Source organism: Streptomyces millisiae (genome assembly GCF_031845425.1).
GTDB classification, from domain to species: Bacteria; Actinomycetota; Actinomycetes; order Streptomycetales; family Streptomycetaceae; genus Streptomyces; species Streptomyces millisiae.
Window position 1 is genome coordinate 66,179 of the sequence record NZ_JAVREM010000007.1, and the last position, 26,387, is coordinate 92,565.

A 26,387-nucleotide genomic window follows, 5' to 3' on the forward strand; every position below is an offset into this window, starting at 1 on the left:
CCGCGTCGCCACCAGCACCCATCCAGCGACGAACGACCCGTGGTCTCACAGCTGCCCGGTGGGTCTCTCCCACCCGGCCGCCTCTATCGGAAGTGGAGAAGCGTTGAAGGGCAGTGCTGTTCGCCGCCGCGTCGCCGTCCATCGGGTCGTCACCCTGGGCACGGCCACCCTCATGGTCGCCACGCTGCTTCAAGCCGTGGCCTTCCCATCGGCCCGGGCCGAGGAGAACTGGCAGCGGCCGAACCCGGAACTGGGCGAGTCCGTGCCGGGGAGCGACGGCCTTGAGACGCTGCCCCGCCCCGACTCTCACGAGGTGACTCCCGCTCCGGCCCCGGAAGCCGCCTGGCCCGAGCCGGGCGTGATCGAAACCCCGCTGTACGAAACCGGGGACGCGGCACGGCTGTTCGAGAACGTGCCCGTGCGGTTGCTTCCACAGCAACTGCGTGCCCCGATACCGGAACTCGCGGCCCAACAGCGGGTCGAGATAGAGGTACACGACCGTCGAGCCGCAGAAACCATGGACCTGGCGGGAGTTCTGATCAGCCTCGATCGAGCGGCGGTCACCCCGGCCGCCGCCGCGATGGCCGTCGATTCCCAACCGGTCGGCCTTGAGATCGACTACTCCGGATTCGCCGACGCCTACGGCGGTGGCTACGGATCACGGCTCACCCTCGTCCAACTGCCCGCCTGTGCTCTGGAGACCCCGGACGTTCCCGAGTGCGGTGAGCAGTCTCCCCTCGAAGCCCACAATGACACCGAACGACAGACGCTCACCGCACCAGAACTGACACTGGACGAGGCCGAGCCGCTCGTCCTGGCGGCCGTGGCCGCTGAGGAAGGAGCGCAGGGCGACTACAAGGCCACCGATCTGGCACCCTCCGCCAGCTGGGACGTCGGCCTCAACACCGGTGAGTTCTCCTGGTCCTACGGCATCAACACACCGGACGTCCCCGGTGGTCTGAGCCCCGACCTGAGCCTGGACTACTCCTCCGGTTCCATCGACGGCCGTACCGGCGGCACCAACAACCAGGGCTCCTGGGTCGGGGACGGATTCTCCCTCGCCCCGGGCTACATCGAACGACGCTACGTGCCCTGCGCCGAGGAGGGAGTGGAGAACGCCGACGGTTTCGATGTCGGCGACCTGTGCTGGGACTACGACAACGCCATCCTGGCACTGAACGGCTCGGCCAGTGAACTCGTCCCCGACGGTGAGGATACCTGGCGCCTGGCCACCGACGACGGCACCGTGGTCGAGCGCCTCACCGGCACCGGCCGTTCCAACGGCGCGCGGAACGACGAGCACTGGCGCGTCACCGACCCGGCCGGCGTCGAGTACTACTTCGGCTACCACCGCCTCCCCGGCTGGAGCAGCGGCGACGAAACCACCAACTCCACCTGGACCGTGCCCGTCTTCGGCGACGACACCAACGACCCCTGCCACGCGTCGGCGATGCGGGACTCCTGGTGCCGCCAGGCCTGGCGCTGGAACCTCGACTACGTCGTGGACCCCCGTGGCAACGCCATGGCCTACTACTACGACGTCGAGGAGAACTCCTACGGGCGGTTCCTGGAGGAGAGCGACAACACTCGCTACATCCGCGGTGGTGTCCTGGACCGCGTCGAGTACGGCCTGACCAGTGACGACCTCTACCGCGGAGACGCTCTTGCCAAGGTCGAGTTCACCAGCGGAGACCGCTGCCTTCCCGGCAACGGTGCCACCTGCGGTGACATCGAGACGCACGCCCAGTACTGGTACGACACCCCCTGGGACCTGAACTGCGACGAGGCCGAGGACTGCGACACTGGACGCTTCTCCCCGTCCTTCTGGACCACCGAGCGCCTCACCGAGATAGCCACTCACGTTCGGGTGAACGGTTCCTGGCAGCCCGTCGACTCGTGGCGGCTGAACCACCGTTGGGGAACCGCGGACATCGACTACCAACTGCTCCTGGCCAGCATTCAGCACACCGGCCAGGCCGCCAGTCAGCCGATCACCCTGCCACCCGTCACCTTCGGCTACGCCAGCCTCGTCAACCGGCTGGACGAGACAGGCGACGGCTACGCACCCTTCGTCAAGAACCGCCTCTCCTCCATCGCCGACGAGTCCGGCGGCCTGATCAACATCGACTACTCGGAGGAAGCCTGCGACGCCGACGCGCTCCCGACCCCCGAGACCAACAGCACCCGCTGCTTCCCCCAGTACCTCGGCAACGGCCCTGACCAGGACCCCGACCTGGAGTGGTTCAACAAGTACGTCGTCACCGAGGTCTCCGTCGCCGAGCGCACCGTTGGCTCGCCCAGCCAGGTCACCCGTTACGACTACCGTGGTGGTGCCGCCTGGCACTACACCGAGGACGGGCTGGTTCCAGAAGACGAGAAGACCTGGTCCCAGTGGCGGGGCTATGGACACGTTCGTGTCCAGAGGGGCGGGTCCAGCGAGTCCCTCACCCAGACCGACAGCTACTTCTTGCGCGGCATGCATGGCGACCGCCGCACACCCACCGGCGGGACCCGCTCCGTCAGCGTGGATCTGCCGGCGGGCGAAGGCGATCCCATCACCGACCACCGGGCGGTGGCCGGCTTCCAGTACCGGTCGGTGGTCTACGACGGACCTGGCGGCCGCGCACTCGAACGTACTGTCTCGCGCCCCTGGTACCACGAGACCGCAAGCCGCAGTTACGACTGGGGAACGCTGGCCTCGCACTTCTCCGGCACCGCCCGTACCACGGAGTGGACGTCCCTCGACGAGGGCGCCGGCCGGGAGTGGCGCGTCACCGACAGCTTCCAGAGCTACGACACGGTCGCCGGCCGGCTGACGCAGATCGACGACCGCGGCGACACGGCCACCTCGGCCGACGATCAGTGCACCCGCACCACCTACGCCACCGACGTCTCCGGCAGGCCGTTCACCCTTCCTGCCCGCACCGAGACGGTCGCGGTCCGCTGCTCCGCCACCCCGGACCGATCCACCGACGTCATCAGCGATCAGCGGTTCGCCTACGACGGTGGCGGCTACGGCAGCGCACCCACGAACGGCGACGTGACCGCCACCGCCACGCTCGACGAGCACGACGGAACGACGGCCACCTACCTCGAGTCCGGCGCCACGTTCGACCGGTACGGCAGACAGCTCACCGCGACCGACCTCACGGCCGATGTCACCGTCGCCGGGGAAACCCTCACTCGCAGGACCCGCGCCGACGGCCGCACCACGAGGACCGTCTACCAGCCCGCGACCGGCTTCCCCACCACCGCCACCGAGACGTCGCCACCCGCCGTTCCCGGCGACAACTCCACCGCCCAGACCACCGTCACCGAGTTCGAACTCCGCCGCGGCCTGACCGTCAAAAGCACCGACACCAACGACCGCGAGACCGTCACCGCCTACGACGCCCTCGGCAGAGCGACGCGTGTCTGGCTGGCCGACAGAAGCACCTCCGACACCCCCAGCTACGAGTTCGGCTACCGCTTCGTCGAAGGTTCCCCGGTGGCCGTCAGTACCCGAAGACTCGGCGTCGACGGCACCCGTGACACCTCCTACGTCATCTACGACGGACTCCTCAGGCAACGCCAGACCCAGGACCCAGGCCCTCGCGGCGGCCGACTGGTCACCGACACGTTCTACGACGCACGTGGTCTCGTTAAGGAGACCTACGCCAGCTACTACAACACCGACGCTCCCACCCACCAGTTGTTCCAGCCCGAGGACGCGCGTCAGGTCGAAACCCAGACTCGCCACGCCTACGACGGGTTGGGTCGCGAGACCGAATCCCAGCTCCTGGCCGGACTGGGAAGCGGCGCCGAGGTGCTGAGCACCACCCGCACGCACTACTACGGGGGCCGCACCACCGTCATTCCACCCCAGGGTGACACCGCCACCACGGTCCTGACCGACGCCCGCGGGCGCACAACGGAACTGCGCCAGCACCACACGCGCACCCTCGACTCCACCTACGACACCACCGCCTACGAGTACGACGGGCGTGGCCAGCTCACCGAGGTCACCGATCCGGCAGGCAACACCTGGGCCTACGCCTACGACCAGCGCGGCCGGCAGATCAGCGCGACCGATCCCGATGCGGGCACGACCGTCTCCGAATACGACGACCGGGGCCAGCTGGTCCGTCGCACCGACGGCCGCGGCTCGGCCCTCGCGTACGGCTACGACGGGCTGGGACGCAAGACCGAACTCCGGCAGGACGATGCGAACGGGACCCTCCTGGCCGCCTGGGAGTACGACACTTTGCCCGGGGCGCGCGGACAACTCGCCTCATCCACCCGGTACGAGGACGGAGCCGCCTACACCAACCGCGTCCTGGAGTACGACGCGCTCTACCGGGCCCTGCGCAGCGAGATCACCATCCCCGACGAGGAAGGGCCGCTGGCCGGCTCCTACGAGACCGCCACCGCCTACACGGAGTTCGGTCTCCCCGAAGCCACGACCTATCCGGCCGCGGGCGCGCTGCCGGAGCTGACTGTCAGCCCGGTCTACGAGGCGGGCACCCTTCGCCCCATCGAACTCCACGGCGACCAGGGTCTGTACACCGCCACCGAGTACACCTTCACCGGTCTGCCGGCGGAGATCGCGCTCAAGCACGACCAGTTCTATGACGAGGCGGCCTGGGTCACCAACACCTACGAGAGCGGGACCCGACGCCTCGAGACGTCGAACGTGCTGCGCTTCATGGCCCCGGACTTCGACCGCTTTGCCACCTACGCCTACGACGAGGCCGGCAACATGTTGTCGATCTCGGACGTGTCCGAATCCGGCACGGACACGCAGTGCTTCCGCTACGACCACCTGCGGCGGTTGACCGAAGCGTGGGCCCAGGGCACCAGGAGCTGTGCCACGGCTCCGTCGGAGTCCGCGATGGGCGGCCCCGCGCCCTACTGGCACTCCTACACCTACGACGCCGTCGGCAACCGGCTCACCGAGACGCTCCACGAGGAGGACACCGAACGCACCTACACCTACCCCGAACCAGGACAGCCGCAGCCCCACACCGTCACCTCCGTCGTCGACGAGACCCCGGACGTGACCTCCCTGGAGCAGTACACCTACGACGAGGCCGGGAACACCCGCACCCGGCAACTCGGCGGCGACACCCAGACCCTGACCTGGAACGCCGAAGGGCGGCTCGCCGAGGTCGAGGAAGCCGACGGCTCACGCACCGAATACCTCTATGACGCCGACGGCCAGCGGCTGATCGGCCGGACCCCGAACGAGACCACCCTCTACCTCGGCCACACCGAACTCACCGTAGCCGAGGGTGAGTCGTCCGCCCGCGCCACCCGGTACATCGACGCTGGCGGTGGCAACACGGTGGTCTTCGGTGACGACGGCACCCTCACCTACTTGCTGGCCGACCACCTCGGCACCGGACAAGTCGCCGTCGACGCCTACACGCTTGACGTCACCCACCGCCGCAACCTCCCCTTCGGCGGCATACGCGGACCTGACCCGTTCTTCTGGGCCGGCACCCGCGGATACGTCGGCGGAACGACGGACGCGTCCACCGGCCTGACTCATCTCGGCGCGCGCGAGTACGACCCGGCACTGGGACGGTTCATCTCGGTCGACCCGCTGATGGACCTCACCGACCCCCAGCAGATCCACGGCTACGCCTACGCCAACAACAACCCCGTCACCTTCAGCGACCCCACCGGCCTCATCCTCGGCACCTGCTGGAACGGCGGCTACTCCTGCGGCTTCGACGGCAAGGGCAATATCACCGGCGTCAAAAAGAACGGCGTCACCGGCATCGTCCAAGCCCTGCCGACCCCGCGCACCGACTCCCAGGTTTCCTACGCCAGCAACCAGCAGGGCCAGACCCAACGCGCCTGCGCCCGCGAACTCTGCGGCTCCCCCGGCCCCGTCTACGCCCCGCCCCGCATCCCCGAACCCGAGCCCACCCCGGTCGTCCAGGACAGCAGCAGCTGGTGGGACATCGGCCTTGACATCGCCGGCGACCTCACCGGCTACAACGACGTCCGGGACTGCTGGAACGGCGAATGGGTGGCCTGCGGCATGGTGGTGGCCTCCGTCGCGACTGGCGGAAGCGGCCGCGGAGTCATCGTCGCCGCCCGCTACGCCGACGAGGCCGTCGACGCCGCACGCTACGTCGACGACGCAGTGAGCTGCGTCGTCCAAGGCGGGCGCCACTCGTTCCTGGCCGGCACCGACGTAGTCATGGCCGATGGCACCCGTCGGGACATCGAAGACCTTGAAGTCGGCGACGAGATCCTCGCCACCGACCCCGAAACCGGGGAAACCACAGCACGCCGCGTCACCGCGACGATCATCACCGCCTCCGACAAGGAGTTCACCCGCGTCACCCTGGCCGGGGTCGACGGTGAGAACGAGATCGTCGCCACCGCCCACCACCCCTTCTGGGACGAGAGCACCGACACCTGGACCAACGCCTCCGACCTCGAACCCGGCGCCCTCCTCCGCACGCCCGACGGCACTACCGCCGAGGTCACCGACGTCCGCACGTACCACGACAGCGCACGCACCTACGACCTCACGGTCGAAGAGGTGCACAGCTACTATGTTCAGGCAGAGTCCACGCCCGTCCTCGTGCATAACTGCGGTGGGGAAGCCATAGTTCACCTGGACCGGCCAAATGAACATGCGTTGATCACTGTTCGCTCGGCTGATGAGTCATTGAGTACGCACCAGTTTGGGGGCGTTGGGCTTCCTACCAATGGTGTTGCCACGTTTGATCCGGCAACCCTATCTCCGACGACGATAAATGTCAGGATACCGCTACTGAATCCAGGAGGTGCTCTGGCGTACTCGGAAGTGATGATGGAACGGACTGCCAGAGGCATGTATCCGGCATACGATCTGGCAAGCCAGAGCTGTGTAACATACTGTGCACAAGTCCTTCGCGCTGGCGGCGTATCGGGGATTCCTCTGGATACATGGAGCGCAACGCGATGGCTTCTGCGTCGACATGGCTAGCCTGTTAGGTTCGGCCTAGCTTAGTGTCAGGAAAGGGGCGGCTGTGGAACTGCCGGAGGGATGGGAGTGGTTGGACGACATGATCGACGATTGGGAGGTTCCGGACGAGCTCCGGCGCCCCTCTCCTGTGATCAACGTCAGCCTTGCTATCCAGATTCTCTCGTGCGACACTACTGGGCTCGAGATCAGAGCGCTTGTAGGCGAATTCATCCTGCAGGATGCCCTGTTTAATTCTTGGATCCTGGAAGAGCGCAAGGGGGACGGCGCGGGGGTGCGCCAGCTCGCTCAGTTGTCGGCAAAAGTGCGCGATCAGACTCGATTCGTATACGAGGCCTGGAGGGGCTTCGCTTCGGCTTTGGAGCTTGAAGGCCGTCCCGAAGATGTATCTCCAGTAATCTCGAATGCTCGGGACAGGCTTGCGGCTGCCTTGAGGGAATCTGTTGATGTTCTTTCCGCCTTGCGGGGAGGCGGCCAATAGGGGGAGTCATTGCTCCCTTACTTTCTCTGCCCCGATGAGGAGGAAGTCGGGGTGAAATGAGGTCGAATTCGGGTAGGCGCGTGATCGGCTTCGATGCGCCCTGAGGGCGCATTGGGCCCGGCTTGAAACCGGGCTCGGCGGGGGCGGTGGATGAATCCGGCGTACAGGCCGACTCGTCCGCCGCCTCAGCGTTTCGGCAGGTCAGAGGCCCGTGCCCGGGGGCACTTTCGGGCACCAGGTCGAATCGGGGGCTGGGGGATCTCTCCCGGTGCGGACGAACAAACATGTACACGGTGGTGGGAAGGGCCTGGCGAGGTGCCCGGTGGCCGCCTCGTTGACCGTGGCCGTGGTTGCGACGGCGGGTCCACTCCGCGCCAGGCAGAGTTCAGCAGTCGGCGGTGGGTGTACGGGGTGCCCGGGCAACCGCCGCATACGGGGGAAGTACATGCCGCCGAGGTCGCCCAGGCACATGGTGGTGAGAGCGGCCTCAGTGAGCCGGGACGGGGCCTTCTGCTGGATCAGCCGAACAGGGTGGAACCGAGCGGGCGTTGTGGTTCGTAACCCGGGAGGATCAGGAAGGTCGCGCTGGCGGTCGTGGTGGTGAAGGGCAGCAGCGCGTCGGAGGTGTCCATGCGGGAGAGGGTGGCCGTGAAGGTCCGCAGGTCGTTCTGGAAGCTGATGAAGAGCAGGCCGGGGGCGGGGTCGTCGATGCTGTAGGAGCGGCGGAGCATGTGGCCGACGCCGACCACGGTGGGGTTGGCCCGGCGTACGTGGGCGTCCACCGGGATGAGATAACGGCCTTCGGGTGTCTTGGCGTTGAGTCCTGGGGCCGAGTCGACGCCGCCGCCGGAGAGGGGTTCGCCGCTGGCGCGGCGTCGTCCGAAGACCGCCTCCTGTTCGGCGACGGACAGGGCGGCGAACCGTGTCAGGTCGATCTCCATGCGTCGCAGTACGGCCAGGGTGCCGCCGGCGACGGCCGGGGGGCCGGCCAGCCACAGGTCGCGTTCCTGCTCGGCGTCGGTGTGTGGGCCCACGATGCCGTCGATGAAGCCGAGCAGGTTGCGCGGTGCGGTGCGGTCCTCGGCCACGGGCACCTCCGCACCGCGGCGTCCGAACTGCCGCCAGCGCTCCTGGACGCGGTCGCCGGCCTGGTCCAGGAGCGCGGTGGCGGCGAGCGGCAGGAGCAGGGCGTCGCCGGCGCAGATCTGGATCAGCAGGTCGCCGCCGCGTTCCCGCGAGTCGACGCGTTCGCGGGAGAACCGCGGGAGGTCGGTCGCGCCGGGCAGGGTGGCGCCGACCGCCCGTACCAGCCGTGGGCCCACGCCGACGGTCACGGTCACATCGCCCGGGGACAGGCCCAGCAGGCGTGGGTCGGACCCGGCGGTGAGGGTCTGGATGGTCTCGCCGAGCTCGGCCAGGAGCGGGCCGGGCGGCACCGTGTCGTCGAGGTCGGCCACCAGGGCCAGCAGGTGCGGCTGGGCCGAGCGGGGAAGCGTCACGCCCGCCTGGTGCCGGCCGGTCGCCGCGACCGGGGTGGGCGTGGCCGACGGGGAAGGGGCGGGATCGACGGACCGGTCGGACCGTGCGGAGCCCCCTGAGCACCCGGCGAGCAGACCGGCGGCCACCGTGACACCCGTGACATCGAGGAACGCGCGGCGTGACGGGGGACGGTCGGCGCTGGGCATGATGCGTACCATGCCACACCCGGCCCGAGGCCGCCGGCCAACCGTCGAATCACGACCCGGAGTTCGGCGTTCCGGCGGGGTGACGCCGTGCCAGACTGGGATCATGTCTCGATTAGCTCTTCGCGTCATGACGGCTGCCCTGGGCGCACTGACGCTGGTGACCGGCTGCGGCGGCGGTGGCGACGACGGCGGATCGGGCGAGGGGCGGCGGCCGGACGGCGCGGAGGTGACGATCCGGGTGCCCGCCGACGCTCCGACGATCTCGGACGCGGTGGCCCTGGCCCGGCCCGGTGACCTGGTGCTGGTGGCGCCGGGCGTGTACCACGAGTCGGTGCTGATCGACACCGAGCGCGTCACCCTGCGGGGGGAGTCCCGGGCGGAGGTGGTCATCGACGGTCGGGTGCGGCAGCCGAACGGTGTGGTCGTCACGGCGCCCGGGGTGGCCGTGGAGAACCTGACCGTGCGGAACAACACGCACACCGGGGTGCTGGTCACCGGCTCGGCCGCGGCGGTCGACGCACTGCCGGGGGACGGTGGCTACGACACCGGCGACGAACCCGTCACCCTCCTGCAGTCGTTCCTGGTCTCGCATGTGACCGCGACCCGTAACGGCCTCTACGGCATCTACGCGTTCTCCGCGCAGAACGGCGCCATCGAGCACTCCTACACCTCGGGCGGGGCGGACTCGGGGATCTACGTCGGCCAGTGCAGGCCCTGCCGGATCGTGGTGCGGGACAACGTCGCCGAACTCAACGCGGTCGGCTACGAGGGCACCAACGCCAGCGAGGACATGTACGTGGTCGGCAACCGGCTGGTCGGCAACCGGGTCGGACTGACCACCAACTCCGACCACCAGGAGAAGCTGCTCCCGCAGCGCGACGCCGTCATCGCGGGCAACCTGGTCGCGGACAACCAGCAGCCGGAGACCCCGGAACAGGCCGACGGCGGCTGGGGCATCGGCATCGGCGTCGACGGCGGCAGCGACAACCGGTTCATCCGCAACCTGGTCAGCGGCAACACCAACGCCGGGCTCGTGATCACCGCGACCGCCGACCTGACGGCGGACCGCAACCAGATCACCGAGAACACCTTCACCGCCAACGGCGTCGACGTCGGCTGGACCTTCCCCACCGCCACCCAGGGACAGGGCAACTGCCTGGAGGGGAACGAGCTGAGGACGACCGTGCCCGAGGGGCTCGCGTCCACCGCGTCCTGCCCTGTGTCCGCCACCTCCCCCACGCCCTCCGGCAGTTGGCGCGGCCCGGCGGCGCCCGCGGGCATTCCCTTCACCGAGGTGGCCGCGCCAGGCCCGCAGCCGGAGTTCCCGGGGGCCGGCACGACCGGCGCCACCGTCGTGCCGGACGTTCCTGAGCTGCCGGTCGTCGAGGACATCGCGCTGCCGTCGCCGTCACTGCTCGCCGACGGCGCGCTGGTGCGGATCTCGTGAGCGGCGGCTACGGCGTCGGGGTGGCCCCGGGCAGCGGCTCGACGGGGACGTACGCCTGGGTGTCGAAGTCGAGGACCACCGGCTCGGGCGCGGAGGCGATGTCGACCTCGACCCGGTACATGGTGCCGTCCGAGCCGATCCAGTAACGCACGGTCCCTGACGTGTCGGTGCCGGTGCCGGGGGCCTCGGCGCCGGAATCGGCCTCGGCACGCGGCCCGTTCATGATGTCGGTCCGCTGGCCGCGCACCTGCTCCCGCCCGAGCCAGGTGGCGCCGTTCTGCGGCAACAGCGCGGCGTTGTCCGGCCGGTCGCTGCCGAGGTCGAGCACGATGGCCAGCGCGCTGTCCAGGGTCATGCCCGAGGTCAGCAGCGGACGGCTGTACCAACCGGACTCCGGCGGCGACGCCGGGACGACCGCCGGCGGGTCGGTCATGGGATGCACGAGGACGGTGCTGGCCGTCCACCGGATCAGCCCGTCGCTCGACGTGTCGCGCCCGGTCCCGCGCACCACCCCGTAACCGGTGTGGGTGCGGTAGTCGACTGACGCGGTGATGACCAGCCCGCCGTCGACGTTCGGCACGCTGATCGTCACCGCCCGGCCCTCGGCCTGGTAGTTGAGGAACCGCGTGACCGCCAGCCGGTTCACCTCGTCCGAGGTCAACGCCCGCGGGGCGGCGGGTCCTTCGCCGTCGCCGAGGAGGACGAGGGCGCCGGTCGCGGCAGCCGCGACACAGACGACGCCTGCCGCGGCCCACCGTAAGCGAGGCCACCGGCGACGCCGCTTGACGTCGGTGCTCCGCACGCGGCCCGAGATAACAGTTCTCACCGAGGCACCCTCGAACTCCGTGATTGCCCAAACACTACGGGTCGTCAACTGTAGTCTCTGCGCGGGAAGTCGCTGGGTTTGCGTGAGCCCAGGACGAAGGGAGCGCAATGCGATTAGGTGCACTGCTGCGGATGGGGTTGTCCGGCGTGCTCCTCGTAGGGGGCGGCGTGGGCGTGATCCTGACCGGCGCCGGTCCGGCCGGAGCCGCGACCTCCGACGGCACCCTGACCGTCGAGGTACTGCGGGACTTCTTCGGCACCGGCGTGATCAACGCGACCATGGACGTGCCCCAACGGGGGATCCAGGTCGATGTCACCGACCCGGAGGGCAACCGGGTCACCGGGGTCACGGACGTCACGGGAAGGGTCGTCGTGCCGCCGTCGAGCGAGCTGACCGGCGGCCGGTACCGGGTCGACGTCACCATCCCGGAACCCTACGACGACTATCTGCGGGCGGCGCCCGCCTCGACCGCGGAGAACCACTTCGACAGCTTCACCTCGTTCGTGGACGTCTCGGACGGCCAGGACGACTCGGTGACCACCGGGGTCTGGAACCCCGCCGACTACGCACTGCCCGACTCCCGTTACTTCGTGCCGATCCAGAGCGGCGCGGGCGGGACGGACACCCGGGCCCTGGTGGCGTTCGGGACGGACGCCCGGGGCGTCTGTCCCGACCAGCAGGCGTGCCCCGAGGTCCTCAACACCCAGGACCAGGTGGGCACGACCTACGGGCTGGCCTACGACCGGTACCGCGACCGGCTGTTCCAGGCGGCGTTCGCCCGGCGGTACACCGAGTACGGTCCTGAGGGCGGTGGCGCGATCTACGCCCAGCCGGCCGACGGCGGTGCCCCGACGCTGTTCGCGACGGTGCCGGACGCCTCGGAGACAGCGCACGACACCGACAACCTGATCAAGGACGCCGCGTTCACCGACGCGCCGGGCAAGGAGAGCATCGGCGGCCTGGCCCTGTCGGAGGACGGCTCGACCCTGTACGCGGTGAACCTGCTCACCCGTAGCCTGGTCAGCTTCGACGCGACCGGGGCCACGGCCTCGGCGCCCGAGGAGACCGTGCCGATCCCCGACCTGGGCTGCGCGACGGCCGACGACTGGCGTCCGTTCAGTGTGGCCGCCCACGACGGGCTCCTGTACGTCGGGGGTGTGTGCAGCGCCGAGAGCACCCAGGACCGCGCGGACCTGAGGGCCGTCGTCGCCACCTACGACGGCGAGGAGTTCACCACCGTGCTGTCCCAGCCGCTGGACTTCGAGCGCGGCCAGGTGCTCACCAGCAACTCGGGACGCGACCAGGTCAACCACTGGAACCCGTGGAACACCGACCTGGCGGACTGGGACTCCTTCCAGGTGGGCGGCGCGATGATGAACCCGCAGCCGGCGCTGGCCAGCATGGCCTTCGCCCGCGACGGCTCGCTGATCCTCGGCTTCCGCGACCGGTTCATGGACGTCGTGAGCTGGGGCGGTCTCGACCCGAGGCCGGGCGTCGACACCCCCCAGAACGGGATGTCCGGCGGCGACATCAACATGGCCTGCGCCAGGCCCGACGGCGGGTACGACTGGGAGGGCACCGGAATCTGCCCCGACCACGCCACGGACCCGACCCTCGACGGGGTCCAGCCCGGCAGCGTCGTCGAGTACTTCCCGGGTGACTTCTTCCCGAACGGCGGCTCCGCGACCCAGCCAGGGCCGCACCAGGAGTCCGCCCTGGGCTCGGTCGCCTACATCCCGCAGCAGCAGTGGGTCGTCAGCACCCAGATGGACCCGAGCGGCCGGGTCATCACCAGCGGAACCGGCTACTACGACGTCGCCACCGGCCTCGGCCCCGGCAACGACCCGGTCAACAACTCCTACGAGTTCGTCGGTCCGAACCAGAACGGGTTCGGCAAGGCCGGCGGCCTCGGCGACATCGCGTACGCCGCGGCGAACGCGCCGATCCAGATCGGCAACGTGGTCTGGTACGACGGCGACCGCAACGGCCTCCAGGACCCGGGGCACGTGCTGCTGCCGGGGGCGACGATCAACCTCCTGGACGCCGACGGCGAGCAGGTCGCCACGACCACGACCGATGCCGCCGGCGAGTACTACTTCGGCGGGGTGGGCGCGGAGTACCAGCTGACACCGGGCGCCGAGTACACCGTGCAGTTCGATGTCTGCACGGCGGACACCAGCGGGGTACCGGGCCAACCGGCCGCCACCGACCTGCGGTTCACACTGCCGCGCGCCGGCGACGACCGGGTCCATGACTCCAACGTGACCCCGCCGACCTCCGGCCGGCTCTGCAACGGCTACGCCCCGGTCACCGCGCCGGACACCCCAGGAGGGGTCGACCACACGATCGACGCCGGCGTCCACATCCCGGAGCCGGAGACCCCGGAGCCGACTCCCGAACCGACTCCGGAACCGACTCCGCCCACGACCCCGCCCCCGGCGGAGCCGACGGACCCGGAGCCCAACGACCCGGCACCGGACGGACGGACACCGGGCGGCGGCCTGGCCGAAACCGGTACCTCCGGCCTCGGACGTGTCATCGCCCTCACCGCCATGCTGCTCGGCGCGGGCGCGACAGCGGTCCTCATCACCCGTCAGCGGCGCGCACGACACCACTGACACCAGAAACCCCCGGAAACACCCGGAAACACCCGACGGGCCGGTGCGCCGCACCGGCCCGTCGGCCTGACCGGCGCGAGCGGGCCACGAACGACGAACGGTGGCCCGGCCCGCGGAGGCCGCCGTGTCGACAGATCTCAGCAGGCGGCGGCCATGGTCTGGAACGCCTCTCGGGTCTCGGGTCCCGGGATGCCGTCGATCTCCCCGTCGTAACCCCAGGCCACCAGCGAACGCTGCAGCGCCGACACGGTGCCGCTTCCGACGATTCCGTCGATCGGGCCGTCGTAGCCCCAGCGATGCGCGAGGTACCTCTGGTACGCCATCCAGCTCTCGGTGCCCAGCAGACCGTCGATGGGTCCCTCGTAGCCCCAGCTCCGCTCCAACCAGACCTGGAGGCACCTGGCGTGCGAGGTGGGGACACCGAAGTTGACGGTGGCCAGCGGAGTCACAGCCGCTGACCTCGTCGTGGCGCTCTCCGCGGGAGTGGCGTGTGCGACGCCGGCGATCCCCAGGCTGCCGACGCTGATGCCGGCGATCAGAGCGGAACTGACGAGCCTTCTGGTACGGGCCTTCGCTCGCATCCTTCCTCCTTCATGACGGTGGCGAGGACGGCCCCTGCCGGCGCGCTGTCCCACCCGCCGCCCGAGGCCCCCGGACCCCGCAGCATGGCGAGGGCCACTTTCACCACGCTTTCGTCCGCTCGACCCGTCCGGGCACCGCGAAGCGTTCGGGCGGCCCCATCCCCCACCGGGGGATGGGGCGTTACGCGTGCGCTATGCCGGGGTGGCGCCCTGGATCGTGAGCTCGTAGGGGAAGGGGTCGCCGACCCCGACCTCCCACATCGGGTAGTCGCGGTGCTGCGAGGGGGTGGCCGCGACCACGAGCATCAGGTGGGTCTCGCCGCTCTGGAGGCTGAAGTTCGCCGTCTGGCCGGGCGCGAAGGTGTCGCTGTACCGGACGGAGAAGTCGGCGGAGACCGCCGCCAGCCGGAAGCGCCAGTCGGCGCCGGCGAGGCTCGACCGGCCCTGCAGTTGGACGGAGACCTGGCCGCCGCTCGGGTTGAGCCGGATGACGTTGTGCCCGTACTGGTGTGGGGCGTCGCTGTCGGCGATCCGGTACCGGCCGCTGCCGAGGTTCTGCGTCGGGTCGGTGTGCAGCGGGCGGTAGCTGCCGCCGCCACGCCAGAGGTCGCCGCGGATCCGGGCGCCGTCGGTGAAGTCGTAGACGACCTGCCGGGAGGTGTACTCGGCGATCAGCCGGGCGAAGCCCTGGTGGTCGAGGCCGAGGATCCGCTTGATGGTGTTGATCGGGTGCTCGCCCTGCCGCGCCTCGTACCAGAACCGGTCGATGACCTCGGGCCCGTAGATGTCCCGGATGGTGTTGAACAGCATCCAGTCGCCGTAGTAGGTCTCCTGGGAGAGCCACCGGCGGTGCTGGCGGTCGACGTAGTAGCCGGAGCCGACGACCACTTCGGGGCGCCGCATGCGGGCCATGTAGTTGGCGTGGGCCTCCCAGACCGGCCCGGCCACCGGGTTGCCGGCGCCCCAGCCGCCGCCGTTGCCGCGCGCGATGTTGAGGTCGACCGCGTAGTTCTGGAGGACGTGGTTGAACTCGTGCGACTCGACCCAGTCGTCCCAGATCTTGTCGTAGGGCAGGCACATGTGTCCGAGGCCGATGTCGTCGCGGCCGGCCCAGTTGGCCGGCGGCAGGAAGCCGCCCGACCAGGTGCCGCACAGGTAGAGGTTGATCCGGTACTGGGAGCCGACCTGGTGGTCGGCGGGGTCGACGAACCCGACCTCGTTGACGTAGAAGTCGTAGATGTCGTCCATGTGGTCCGCGACCCACTGCGGGTAGTTGTCGATGCCGCGGTTCTGCCGTCCCCACGCGACGGCGTCGACGGCGTCGCCCCAGCGGACCGCGAAGTGCTCGGACTCGGCGACGTTCCCGGTGTGGGCGCCGGCGTCGGTCATGAACCGCGGGACCCGGGTCTGCTTCGCCACCTGGACCCGGCTGTCCGGTGTCGCGCCGGCCGAGCCCGCCGGGCCCGCGAGCACGAGGGCGGTGGCGAACGCGGCGGCGAGCGCGAGGGCGCGCCGCCAGGGGGACTTCACGCGGGGCCTGCTCGGTTTTCGTAACATGAGGATCGATCCCTTTCCCGTGCGAGTGGGGGAGCGGCCCGGAGGGAGATCGGGGCCGCCGTCGGTTCAGGGGGTCTGGACGACCTTCCGCATGGTGCCGTCGGGGTTGAAGAACAGCTCGTCGATGGCGACGGAGCGGCGGAAGTTGCCGCCGCCTGGGGCGTCGGCGGTGTGGTAGACCATGTACCACCGGTCGCCGAACTCCATGATGGCCGGGTGGTTCGTCGTCGAACTCACCTGTCCCAGCACGACTCCCCGGTGCGTCCAGGGTCCGGCGGGGCTGGTGGCCGTCGCGTATCTGACGCAGGCGTAGGCCGAATCGGTGACGCAGTCGGCGCCGGAGTTGGAGGCGTAGGCCAGGTAGTAGACGCCGTCTCGCTCGAACAGCCAGGGCGCCTCCCAGAAGCCCGTCAGGCCCGCCGGGGTGAAGACGCCGCCGTCCAGGGCGGTCATGCTGTCCCGCAGGCGCGCGGCTCTGGGCGCCCAGTACGAGCCCCAGTACAGGTAGATCTCGCCGTCGTCGTCGATGAACACCGTCGGATCGATGTTCAGCGACGAGGAGTTGGGGGTGGCGTCCGAGATCAGCGGGCGGCCGATGGCGTCCCGGTAGGGGCCGAGCGGGTGGTCGGCGACCGCGACGCCGATGTTCATCCACCCGTTGTCGGTGCGGCCGTCGACCGAGGCGAACCAGTAGAACCGGCCGTCGGGTCCCTGCACCACCTCGGAGGCCCAGGCGTTCGCGCCGGCCCACGCGAAGGTGTCGAGCGAGAGGACCGCTCCGTGGTGCCGCCAGGCGGCCGGGTCGTTCGAGGGGGACCGCGAGGAGAAGGCGTGCCATTCGCGCATGACGAACTGCTGCTGGCCGGGCGCCGCTTCGTCGCGTCCGGTGAAGATGTACGCGGTGCCGTCGACGACGAGCGTGGCGGGGTCGGCGGTGTAGATGTCGGTGACGATGGGGTTGGCCATCGGCCCGATGCCGTCCGAGGCGCCGGGCGCGGTCTCCGGCGGTGCGGTGTACCCGGGTGGCTGGGCCGAGGCCGGGCCCGCCGTCGTGGTGAGTCCGACGGCGGTGAGGACCAGGGCTGCCGCCCCTGGGACCAGTCGGCTGAACGGTCGGCGACGCGTCATCGCGATGCCACCTTTCTGCTCGTGGGGGGAGCGGGCCGAGGGTGCGCGTGTCCGGTGAGACGACACCGACGCGCCGGGCGCGGTCGCCGCCGCGGCGCCTGTCGTCTGCCTGGTCGTTCGTTTCATGGGGGAGCCACCTCGGGCCGCTGTTTGACATGCCGAACGACGTACGGGATGTGGCGACGAGAAAGCTACTGCCGATACCGGCCGCGTCAACCCGGAAAACCGGACCACCCCGGCCCGCTCGGGCCCCTCAGGTGCTCGTCGCGCGCGCGTGGGTGGTCAGCCCGGTCGTGACGAGGGTGAGCCAGCGGGTTCTGGCGGTGGCCGGCTGGTCGGTGGGGGCGGTGGAGAAGAGCAGGTAGATGTCGGCGACGGTGACGTCGGGGTGGATGTCGCCGTCGGCCTGGCCGGCGTGGATGAGGGCGGTCACGGCGGCGCTGGCGCGGTCCTCGGCGGCGCGGTCGCCCGGGGTGGCGCCGAGGGTCTGGGCGGCGGCCTTGACGGCGCGGTCGGTGGCCGAGGTCTCGACGACCCGCCCGAGGAAGGCGGCGAGCTCGTCCATGGCGCGGGCGCCGCCGGAGGCGACGCGGGCGAGGGCGGCCTCGGCGTCGTCGGCGACGCGGGCGACGTGCTCGGCGACGACGGCCGCCACCAGGTCGGTCTTGGTGGGGAAGTGGCGGTACAGGGTTCCCACGGCCACGCCGGCGGCGGCGGCTATCTCGTCCATGCCGACGTCGGGTCCGTGTGCGGTGATCTGCTCGCCGGCCGCGGAGAGGATCTTCCTGCGGTTGCGGACCGCGTCGGCGCGCGGCGCCCTGGCCTGGGCCATCGGACTCACCACCCCTTTCGCTTGCATCAACATGAACGGTGGTTCAGGATAGGTTGGTGAACGCAGGTTCATCTTAATCGTGAGGACTCGACATGCCCGCCAAGACCGCCCTCGTCACCGGTGCCTCCTCCGGCATCGGCGAGGCCACCGCCCTGAAACTCAAGGAACTCGGCTACACCGTCTACGGCGCGGCCCGCCGCACGGAGCGCCTGGAGTCGCTGGCCGACCGCGGCGTCCTGCCCCTGGGGATGGACGTCACCGACGACGCGTCCATGCGTGCCGGCGTCGAGCGCGTCATCGCCGAGTCGGGCCGGATCGACGTGCTGGTCAACAACGCCGGCTACGGCTCCTACGGCGCGATCGAGGACGTGCCGATGGCCGAGGCCCGCCGCCAGTTCGAGGTCAACGTCTTCGGCGCCATGCGGCTGGCCCAGCTCGCCCTGCCCCACATGCGTGCCCAGCACGGCGGGACCATCGTCAACATCACCTCCATGGGCGGCAAGATCCACACCCCGCTCGGCGGCTGGTACCACGGCACCAAGTTCGCGCTCGAGGCCCTCAGCGACTGCCTGCGCATGGAGGCCAGGCCCTTCGGCGTCGACGTCGTCGTCATCGAACCCGGCGGCATCGCCACCGAGTGGGGCGGCATCGCCGCCGACCACCTGCGGGAGACCTCCGGCTCGGGCGCCTACGCCAAGCAGGCCGACGCCGTGGCCGCCTCCCTCAGCTCCGAGGTCAACGCCAAACGCAACTCGCCACCCCAGGTCATCGCCGACGCCATCGGCAAGGCCGTCACCGCCCGCCGCCCCAGGACCCGCTACGCGACCGGCTTCGCCGCCCGCCCGTTGATCACCCTGCGCCGCGTCCTGCCCGACCGCGCCTTCGACGCCGTCATGCGGCGTGCCATCGGCGTCCCCGGCTGAGGGCCCGCCGGCGCGTCGCCCCGGCGGGCTCCGCTTGACCTTGACACGTTGCGAAGGTCTTGACTGCCGTCGAGGAGGTGGTCCCGATGACCAGGACGGAAGCGGACACGAGCGCGGCGCGGGTTCTCCAGGGGCTGGAGCACGGCAACCCGTCGGTCCGGCTGCGGGCGGCGCTGGCGGCCGGCACGGACCCGGATCCGGGGTTCGTCGGCAGGCTCGTCGAGCGATGCGCGGTCGAGCCGGAGTTCCCCGTGCGCGAGATGCTGACCTGGGCCCTCACCCGCCACGAGGCGTCGACGACGGTCCCGGCGCTGATGGACGAGGTCCGCTCGGAGCGCGCCCAGGCCCGGAGCCAGGCGTTGCACACGCTGTCCAAGATCGGGGATCGGCGGGCGTGGCCGGCGATCACCCCGGCGTCGCTGGCCGACGCCGACGACGAGGTGGCCAGGAGCGCCTGGCGGGCGGCGGTCGTGCTCGTGCCCGAAGGGGAGGAGCCCCAGCTGGCCGTAGGGTTGGCGACACAGCTCGGGCGCGGCGGACGCGGGACGCGGTTGAGCCTCAGCCGGGCGCTGATCGCGCTCGGGGACGCGATGTGGCCGGTGTTGCGCGCCGCGACGACGGACCCCGACCCCCGGGTGCGCGAGCACGCGATCGCCACGGAACGGCTGTGGCGCGACCCGGACGCCGGGTTCGATTTCGCGGTCGAGGAGGCGAAGCGCGTCGTGGCCCTCGGCGGAGGCGGCCAGGAGGAGCGGTAGACGGTGTTGATCGGTGAGGTCGCGCGACGGTCCGGGGTCAGCGCCCGCATGCTCAGGCACTACGAGGCGCTCGGCCTGGTGCGGCCGACGGGCCGCACCGACTCCGGCTACCGGGAGTACTCCGACGAGAACATCCGCCGGATCTTCCACGTCGAGAGCCTGCGGGCGCTGGGCCTTTCGCTGCGCGACGTCGGGCGCGCGCTCGACGACCCCGACTTCGCGCCCGCCGAGCTCGTCGACGACCTCGTCCGCCGGACGCGGGACCGCATCGCGGCGGAGACCGAACTGCTCACCCGCCTCCGTCGGATCGGCGCCGCGCAGCCGGCCGGCTGGGAGGACGTCCTCCAGATCGTCGCGCTCCTCCAGGGGCTCGGGTCGGGGAGCGCCGGCACGCGGCAGCGCGCGGCCCTGTCCGCGGCCGAGGAGGTTCCGGTGCCGGTGGAAGCCCTGGTGGCGGCCGTGCTCAGCGAGTCGGACGCCCATGTCGCGGGCGCCCTGCGGTGGGCGCTGGCACAGTCCGGCGAGGACGCTCTCGCACTGCTGGCGGAGGGCCTCGGCTCACCCGCGGCCGAGGTGCGGGAGCGTGCCGTGCGGTCCATCGCCGAGATGCCGGGCGGTGCGGCGACCGCACTGCTGCGGGACGCCCTCACCAGCCCCGACGTCGTGGTCCGCGGGTACGCGGCGCTGGCCTTGGGGGGACGGGGAGTGGCCGACGCGATCCCCACGCTCCTCGACATGATCGTCGAGGAGCGGAACGACGCCGACGCGGCCGACGCGCTGAGCACGCTGGCGAGCGATCCCGCTTCGGCGGACCGGATCGCCGCCGGGCTCGTCGACCGCCTCGCCCACGGCGGCACGGATCAGCCGGCGCGTCGCCGGCTGACCCAGGCGCTCGCGGACATCCCGGGCGCCACGGCGTCCCGGGCCCTCGTGGCGCTGGCGCATGACGACGACCGTGCCGTGGCGCTCACCGCGACCTACGTTCTCGGGCTGCGGGACGGGCGGTAGCGCGTTCAGGGGGTGGTGAGTTCGAAGCGGGTGACGGTGACGGCGCCGCCGAGGGCCTGGGTGGCGTGGTTGAAGATGGCGTAGCGGTAGCCCATGAAGAACTGCCAGGCGTTGTTGAGGGTGAAGGCGGGGCCGAGGCTGGTGTAGGTGGTGCCGTTGGTGCTGTAGGAGAAGCGGGCCTGGCGGCCGGTGCCGGGGCGGATGTCGGCGGTGGCGCGCAGCCAGACGCGGGTGCCGGTGAGGGGTGCGGTGGCGCGTTCGGTGCCGGTGCCGGTGGTGTTCCAGTTGGCGTCCATGGTGAGGCCGTCGACCATCACGAGGCGGGTGGTGCCGTTGTCGCGTCTGAGGCCGATCCAGGCGGAGGAGTCGCGGAGCATGGCGAGTCCGGCGCGGTCGCCGTCGCGCATCGCCGCGTGGTCGAGGGTGATGGTGGCGGTGGAGGTGGGGCCCTGGACGCGGTGGGTGAGGGTGTTGCGGGCCGCGTAGAGGTCGCCGGTGACGGTGGCGGTGCGCAGGGTCAGGCCGTTGTTGACGGTGTAGCGGCTGGTGTCGGGGTTGTGGTTCCACTCCCACTTGGGCCTCAGGGTGGTGCCGGCGAAGGTGTCGACGCCGGTGAGCGGTTCGACCTGGCGGGGTGGCGGCGGGAGTTCGGGGGCGGGGTATGACGATCCCCAGGCGCCGCCCACGAGTTGGAGTTGGGGCCAGCCGTCGGAGGTCCAGGTGACGGGGGCGAGGGCGGGGACGCGTCCGCCGGGGTAGGCGTCGACGAAGGCGAGGTAGTACCAGGCGCCGTTCTGGGTCTGGACGAGTCCGCCCTGGTGGGGGACGCCGCCGCCGGGGATGGGTCCGGGCAGGTTCAGCAGGACCTGGCGCAGGGTGTAGGGGCCGAAGGGGCCGCTGGTGGATTTGAGGATGTACTGGCCGTTGGCCGGGCGGGTCAGGAAGATGTAGTAGGCGCCGTTGATCTTGTAGAAGCGGGAGCCTTCCAGGGTGCCGATGCTGGAGGGGGTGGAGAACACCTGCTGGGCGCGGACCTGGCCGCGGCCGTCCGGGGCGAGTTGGGCGACGCTGATCTGGGTGTTGCCGTAGGCCACGTACATGGTGTCGTCGGTGTCGATCAGCAGCCCGGCGTCGTAGTAGACCTGCGGCAGCTCGGCGTGCCGGTTCCAGGGGCCCTCGACGGAGGTGGCGGTGTAGAGGTAGGTGCGGGCGAAGTCGATCTGGCCGAGCCAGTAGAACGTGCGGTTGCTCGGCCGGTAGGCCAGGGACGAGGCCCAGATGCCGCGCACATAGCCGCGGCCGCCGCTCAGGTCGTACTTGGCGCCGAAGTCCAGGCGCGGCACCGAGTGGCCGGCGAACTCCCAGTTCACCAGGTCGTAGGAGCGCAGGATCGGCGCGCCCGGCGAGTAGTGCATCGTCGAGGCCGAGTAGTAGTACGTGTCCCCGACCCGGATCACGTCGATGTCGGCGAAGTCCTGCCAGAGCACCGGGTTCGTGAACGTCGCGGCGGCACCCGGCGGCTCCTGGGCCGCCGCACGCGGTAACGCGGCATGTGCCGACCCCGCGTTGAGGAGTGGCAGCGCGGCCCCCGCGGCCAGGCCGGTGGCGGTGGTCAGTATCCCCCGGCGGCTGGGGTGGTGTGGCTGGTCGGACGCGGACATGGGATCACTCCTGGGCGAATGATTTTGGGGAGTTCTACCGATCGTTAAGGCGGTGAGGGGACCGTAGAAGCACCCTCGCGCGTCGTCAACCCTCCGCGAACGTCGCCGCGCGCGACGGGGCACGGCGCTGGTGGGTTGATCGTTAGACTTCGGGCATGTCGGCTGTTGATGATCTTTCGGGTGGGCCGCTGACGATCGCGCAGCTCGCGGCGCGGGCGGGGGTTTCGGTGGCGACGGTGTCCAAGGTGGTCAACGGGCGGGCGGATGTGGCGCCGGGGACGCGGGCGTTGGTGGAGGGGTTGATCAGTCGGCACGGGTACCGGCGGCAGAAGGCGGCGGGTCCGGCGGCGTTGTTGGAGTTGGTGTTCCACGAGGTGCGTGGGCCGTATCCGACGGAGATCTACCGTGGGGTGCGGCGGGTGGCGGCGGAGCATGGACTGGCGGTGGTGGTCTCGGAGTTGGGGGGTAGTCACACGCCGGAGCGTGGTTGGGTGGAGGGGGTGTTGGCGCGCCGTCCGACCGGGGTGGTGTCGGTGTTCTCCGGGCCGGACCAGGAGCAGGCCGAGCGGTTGCGGACCCGGGGGATACCGTTCGCGCTGGTCGATCCGACCGGGGAGCCGGGGCATCACGCGCCGTCGGTGGGGGCGAGCAACTGGAGCGGTGGGTTGTCGGCGACCCGGCATCTGCTGGAGCTCGGGCACCGGCGGATCGCGGTGATCGCCGGGCCGGAGCACCTGCTGGCCGCCCGGGCCCGTCTGGATGGCTACCGGGCCGCCCTGGACATGGCCGGCATCCCGTTGGACCCGGCGCTGGTGCGCGTCGGCGACTTCCACATCGAGGACGGGCTCAAGCACACCCGCGACCTGCTGCGCCTGCCCGAGCCGCCCACCGCCGTCTTCACCGGCAACGACGGCCAGGCGCTGGGCGTCTACCGGGCGGTGGCCGAGGCCGGGCTACGGGTGCCGGAAGACCTCAGCGTCGTCGGCTTCGACGACCTCTTCCCCAGCCAGTGGCTCACCCCACCCCTCACCACCGTCCGCCAGCCACTCGCCGACATGGCCGCCACCGCCGCCAGCATGGTCGTCACCCTCGCCCAGGGCCACCCCCTCGACCAGCGCCGCGCCGAACTCGCCACCGAACTCGTCATCCGCGACAGCACCACACCTTTTCGCGACTGACCACCGAATCCCGTCGAAGGTATTGACGCCCTCCGGGCGCCGCCTGCCATCCTGCTGTCTGATGCCTCGACTGGCGTTCGTCATCTCGAACGTCAGAGGTCACCGTGCCACGCACCATCGCGTCACGCACCACTTCATCCCGTTCCGGTGAGGCCGCCCGACATCCGGCCGACGACCGGGACGTCCGCGCGCCCGGCGGGACCGGGTTCGCTCCTCGCCACCTCATCTGAAGGGACGTCAGATGGAACAACCGATACGGGCGGGCACCGGGCTCGCCCCGTTACGCCGGCTCAGAACGCTGGTGATGCTGCTGGTCGCCGTGCTCGTCGCCTCGGGAACGATCGTCGCGCTGGCCGGCACCGCCGAGGCCGGCACCACGCTGGGCACCTCGGCGGCCGAGCGCGGCCGGTACTTCGGCACGGCCGTCGCCGCCAACAAGCTGAACGACGGCGTCTACACGACGATCCTCAACCGCGAGTTCAACAGCGTCACCGCAGAGAACGAGATGAAGTGGGACGCCACCGAGCCCAACCGGGGGCAGTTCAACTTCACGAACGGTGACCGGATCCTCAACCACGCCCGGCAGCAGGGCATGTCGGTGCGCGGCCACGCCCTCCTGTGGCACTCCCAGCAGCCCGGCTGGGCCCAGGGCCTGGAGGGCAGCACGCTCCGGTCGGCGATGATGAACCACGTCACCCAGGTCGCCACCCACTACCGGGGCCAGATCCACTCCTGGGACGTGGTCAACGAGGCGTTCGCCGACGGCACGAGCGGGGCCCGGCGGGACTCCAACCTCCAGCGCACCGGCAACGACTGGATCGAGGCGGCGTTCCGCGCGGCCCGCGCCGCCGACCCGAACGCGCGGCTCTGCTACAACGACTACAACACCGACGGGATCAACGCCAAGAGCACCGCGATCTACAACATGGTCCGGGACTTCAGGGCGCGCGGGGTGCCGATCGACTGCGTGGGCTTCCAGTCGCACCTGACCAACTCCGTGCCCGGCGACTACCAGGCGAACCTCCAGCGCTTCGCCGACCTGGGCGTCGACGTGCAGATCACCGAACTCGACATCTCGGGCTCGAACCAGGCGAACGTCTACTCCACCGTCACCCGCGCCTGCCTGGCCGTCGCGCGGTGCACGGGCATCACCGTGTGGGGCATCCGGGACAGCGACTCGTGGCGGACCGGGCAGAACCCACTGCTCTTCGACGCCTCGGGCAACAAGAAGCCGGCCTACACGGCGGTGCTGAACGCGCTCAACGAGGGCACCACCCCGCCGCCGTCCGACGGGATCGACACCGCGGCCTGGTACGTGCTGGTGAACCGGAACAGCGGCAAGGCGTTGGACGTGTACAACCTGGCGACCAACGACGGGGCGCGGATCACGCAGTGGTCGAGGAACGACCAGGCGCAGCAGCAGTGGCAGTTCGTCGACTCCGGCGGCGGCTACTACCGGTTGCGGTCACGGCACTCGGGCAAGGTGCTGGACGTCTACAACTTCTCGACGGCCGACGGCGGCGGCATCGTCCAGTGGGCCGACAACAACACCGCCAACCAGCAGTTCCGGCTGGCCGACTCGGACGGCGGCTACGTGCGGCTGATCAACCGCAACAGCGGCAAGGCCGTCGAGGTACAGGGCGCGGCGACCAACGACGGCGCCAACGTCGTCCAGTACGCCGACTGGGGCGGCGCCAACCAGCAGTGGCAGCTGGTGCGCGTCGGGGGAGGCACCACGCCGCCCGGCTCGTCGCTGCCCTCCTCCATGCAGTGGAGTTCGAGTGGAGTGCTGGCCGGGCCGAGGTCGGACGCGACGCACGACATCGTCTCGATCAAGGACTACTCGGTGGTGTGGCACAACAACCAGTGGCAGATCTACGCCACCACCGCCAGCCGGAGCGGCGGCTGGAACCTGGTGCACTTCGCGGCACCCGACTGGTCACAGATGGCCGGCGCCCAACACACCTTCCTGGACACCGCCTCCGGCGTCGGCACCGGCTACCGGGCGGCCCCACACGTGTTCTACTTCGCACCGCAGAACCTGTGGTACCTGGTCTACCAGACCGGACTGCCGTCCTACTCGACCAGCAGCGACCCCAGCAACCCGAGATCCTGGTCGACGCCGCGTAACTTCATGAACAGCGTGCCCGACATCGTCCGGCAGAACATCGGCAACGGCGCCTGGCTCGACTACTGGGTCATCTGCGACACCGCCAACTGCCACCTCTTCTCCAGCGACGACAACGGCCACATCTACCGGGCCCAGACGTCGGTGGCGAACTTCCCCAACGGGTTCGGCAACACCGTCATCGCCCTCCAGGACTCCAACCGCAACAACCTCTTCGAGGGCACCGCGGTCTACAAGCTGGGGAGCAGTAACGAGTACCTGCTGCTCCAGGAGGCCATCGGCGCAGGCGGGCGCCGCTGGTACCGGTCCTTCACCTCCAGCAGCATCAGCGGACCGTGGACCGCGCTGCACGGCACGGAGTCCAATCCGTTCGCCCGCTCCAACAACGTGACCTTCCCGTCCGGAACGCAGAACTGGACGCAGGACTTCAGCCACGGTGAGCTGCTGAGAGCGGGCAACGACCAGACGATGACCATCAACCCGTGCCGACTGCAGTTCCTCTACCAGGGCATCAACCCGAGCGCCGGCGGCGAGTACAGCCAACTCCCCTGGCGCATGGGCCTGCTGACCCAGACCAACGCCACCTGCTGAACCAGCCGGCAGGTAGTCGTC

General features: G+C 70.2%; 16 protein-coding genes. 9 read left to right on the forward strand and 7 right to left on the reverse strand.

Translation table 11 applies throughout. From position 1 onward, the window contains the following. Window positions 1–103: 103 nt before the first annotated feature. Window positions 104–6,967 carry an RHS repeat-associated core domain-containing protein gene (locus tag RNC47_RS09545; protein WP_311597338.1) on the forward strand — a complete coding sequence of 2,288 codons (6,864 nt, stop codon included), beginning with the start codon at window positions 104–106 and terminating at the stop codon, window positions 6,965–6,967. A 43-nt stretch (window positions 6,968–7,010) separates the two neighbouring features. After that, window positions 7,011–7,445, forward strand: a complete 435-nt coding sequence (locus tag RNC47_RS09550) for a hypothetical protein (protein ID WP_311597339.1) — start codon at window positions 7,011–7,013, stop codon at window positions 7,443–7,445. Window positions 7,446–7,963: 518 nt separating this feature from the next. On the opposite strand, the gene RNC47_RS09555 is transcribed toward RNC47_RS09550, so the two are convergent. Then, window positions 7,964–9,130, reverse strand: coding sequence for a Dyp-type peroxidase (locus RNC47_RS09555; RefSeq protein WP_311597340.1), 1,167 nt, complete (start codon window positions 9,128–9,130; stop codon window positions 7,964–7,966). Window positions 9,131–9,233: 103 nt separating this feature from the next. Between RNC47_RS09555 and RNC47_RS09560 the strand changes: the two genes are divergently transcribed. After that, a complete protein-coding gene (locus tag RNC47_RS09560) occupies window positions 9,234–10,577 on the forward strand; it encodes a right-handed parallel beta-helix repeat-containing protein (protein ID WP_311597341.1) in 1,344 nt (447 codons plus the stop codon). Window positions 10,578–10,584: 7 nt separating this feature from the next. Here RNC47_RS09560 and RNC47_RS09565 read toward each other — a convergent pair whose 3' ends face one another. Next, window positions 10,585–11,379 carry a hypothetical protein gene (locus RNC47_RS09565; protein WP_394814741.1) on the reverse strand — a complete coding sequence of 265 codons (795 nt, stop codon included), beginning with the start codon at window positions 11,377–11,379 and terminating at the stop codon, window positions 10,585–10,587. Between the two features lie 131 nt (window positions 11,380–11,510). On the opposite strand from RNC47_RS09565, the gene RNC47_RS09570 reads away from it, so the two are divergent. After that, on the forward strand, window positions 11,511–14,021 hold the full coding sequence (locus tag RNC47_RS09570) for an SdrD B-like domain-containing protein (protein WP_394814742.1): 2,511 nt from the start codon (window positions 11,511–11,513) through the stop codon (window positions 14,019–14,021). Between the two features lie 137 nt (window positions 14,022–14,158). Here the strand turns inward: RNC47_RS09570 and RNC47_RS09575 are convergent, their stop codons facing one another. From RNC47_RS09575 to RNC47_RS09590, 4 genes are all read right to left on the reverse strand, one after another. Continuing rightward, window positions 14,159–14,602 carry a peptidoglycan-binding domain-containing protein gene (locus tag RNC47_RS09575; protein ID WP_311597343.1) on the reverse strand — a complete coding sequence of 148 codons (444 nt, stop codon included), beginning with the start codon at window positions 14,600–14,602 and terminating at the stop codon, window positions 14,159–14,161. A gap of 192 nt (window positions 14,603–14,794) precedes the next feature. Then, on the reverse strand, window positions 14,795–16,132 hold the full coding sequence (locus tag RNC47_RS09580) for a DUF6055 domain-containing protein (protein ID WP_311597344.1): 1,338 nt from the start codon (window positions 16,130–16,132) through the stop codon (window positions 14,795–14,797). A gap of 93 nt (window positions 16,133–16,225) precedes the next feature. Continuing rightward, window positions 16,226–17,287 (reverse strand): family 43 glycosylhydrolase, encoded by a 1,062-nt coding sequence (locus tag RNC47_RS09585; RefSeq protein WP_311597346.1) that lies wholly within the window; start codon window positions 17,285–17,287, stop codon window positions 16,226–16,228. Between the two features lie 253 nt (window positions 17,288–17,540). Continuing rightward, window positions 17,541–18,146: a TetR/AcrR family transcriptional regulator gene (locus tag RNC47_RS09590; protein ID WP_311597347.1), complete on the reverse strand. Its 606-nt coding sequence runs from the start codon at window positions 18,144–18,146 to the stop codon at window positions 17,541–17,543. A gap of 65 nt (window positions 18,147–18,211) precedes the next feature. Between RNC47_RS09590 and RNC47_RS09595 the strand changes: the two genes are divergently transcribed. From RNC47_RS09595 to RNC47_RS09605, 3 genes are all read left to right on the forward strand, one after another. Beyond that, a complete protein-coding gene (locus RNC47_RS09595; RefSeq protein WP_311597349.1) occupies window positions 18,212–19,042 on the forward strand; it encodes an oxidoreductase in 831 nt (276 codons plus the stop codon). A gap of 86 nt (window positions 19,043–19,128) precedes the next feature. Next, window positions 19,129–19,800 carry a HEAT repeat domain-containing protein gene (locus RNC47_RS09600; RefSeq protein WP_311597351.1) on the forward strand — a complete coding sequence of 224 codons (672 nt, stop codon included), beginning with the start codon at window positions 19,129–19,131 and terminating at the stop codon, window positions 19,798–19,800. 3 nt (window positions 19,801–19,803) lie between these two features. Then, complete coding sequence (locus RNC47_RS09605; RefSeq protein WP_311597353.1) at window positions 19,804–20,808, forward strand: HEAT repeat domain-containing protein; 1,005 nt, start codon at window positions 19,804–19,806, stop codon at window positions 20,806–20,808. A 5-nt stretch (window positions 20,809–20,813) separates the two neighbouring features. Here the strand turns inward: RNC47_RS09605 and RNC47_RS09610 are convergent, their stop codons facing one another. Next, window positions 20,814–22,469: a glycoside hydrolase family 43 protein gene (locus RNC47_RS09610; protein WP_311597354.1), complete on the reverse strand. Its 1,656-nt coding sequence runs from the start codon at window positions 22,467–22,469 to the stop codon at window positions 20,814–20,816. Window positions 22,470–22,624: 155 nt separating this feature from the next. Between RNC47_RS09610 and RNC47_RS09615 the strand changes: the two genes are divergently transcribed. Further along, window positions 22,625–23,647, forward strand: a complete 1,023-nt coding sequence (locus RNC47_RS09615; protein WP_311597355.1) for a LacI family DNA-binding transcriptional regulator — start codon at window positions 22,625–22,627, stop codon at window positions 23,645–23,647. Window positions 23,648–23,888: 241 nt separating this feature from the next. Beyond that, complete coding sequence (locus tag RNC47_RS09620; RefSeq protein ID WP_311597356.1) at window positions 23,889–26,366, forward strand: non-reducing end alpha-L-arabinofuranosidase family hydrolase; 2,478 nt, start codon at window positions 23,889–23,891, stop codon at window positions 26,364–26,366. Window positions 26,367–26,387: the final 21 nt, after the last annotated feature.

Excerpts from the sequence above, each read along its gene's own strand:
- RNC47_RS09555 (WP_311597340.1), bottom strand. The coding sequence starts at position 9,130 with ATGCCCAGCGCCGACCGTCCCCCGTCACGCCGCGCGTTCCTCGATGTC.
- RNC47_RS09560 (WP_311597341.1), top strand. The coding sequence starts at position 9,234 with ATGTCTCGATTAGCTCTTCGCGTCATGACGGCTGCCCTGGGCGCACTG.
- RNC47_RS09570 (WP_394814742.1), top strand. The coding sequence starts at position 11,511 with ATGCGATTAGGTGCACTGCTGCGGATGGGGTTGTCCGGCGTGCTCCTC.
- RNC47_RS09575 (WP_311597343.1), bottom strand. The coding sequence starts at position 14,602 with ATGCGAGCGAAGGCCCGTACCAGAAGGCTCGTCAGTTCCGCTCTGATC.
- RNC47_RS09585 (WP_311597346.1), bottom strand. The coding sequence starts at position 17,287 with ATGACGCGTCGCCGACCGTTCAGCCGACTGGTCCCAGGGGCGGCAGCC.
- RNC47_RS09590 (WP_311597347.1), bottom strand. The coding sequence starts at position 18,146 with ATGCAAGCGAAAGGGGTGGTGAGTCCGATGGCCCAGGCCAGGGCGCCG.
- RNC47_RS09595 (WP_311597349.1), top strand. The coding sequence starts at position 18,212 with ATGCCCGCCAAGACCGCCCTCGTCACCGGTGCCTCCTCCGGCATCGGC.
- RNC47_RS09600 (WP_311597351.1), top strand. The coding sequence starts at position 19,129 with ATGACCAGGACGGAAGCGGACACGAGCGCGGCGCGGGTTCTCCAGGGG.
- RNC47_RS09610 (WP_311597354.1), bottom strand. The coding sequence starts at position 22,469 with ATGTCCGCGTCCGACCAGCCACACCACCCCAGCCGCCGGGGGATACTG.
- RNC47_RS09615 (WP_311597355.1), top strand. The coding sequence starts at position 22,625 with ATGTCGGCTGTTGATGATCTTTCGGGTGGGCCGCTGACGATCGCGCAG.
- RNC47_RS09620 (WP_311597356.1), top strand. The coding sequence starts at position 23,889 with ATGGAACAACCGATACGGGCGGGCACCGGGCTCGCCCCGTTACGCCGG.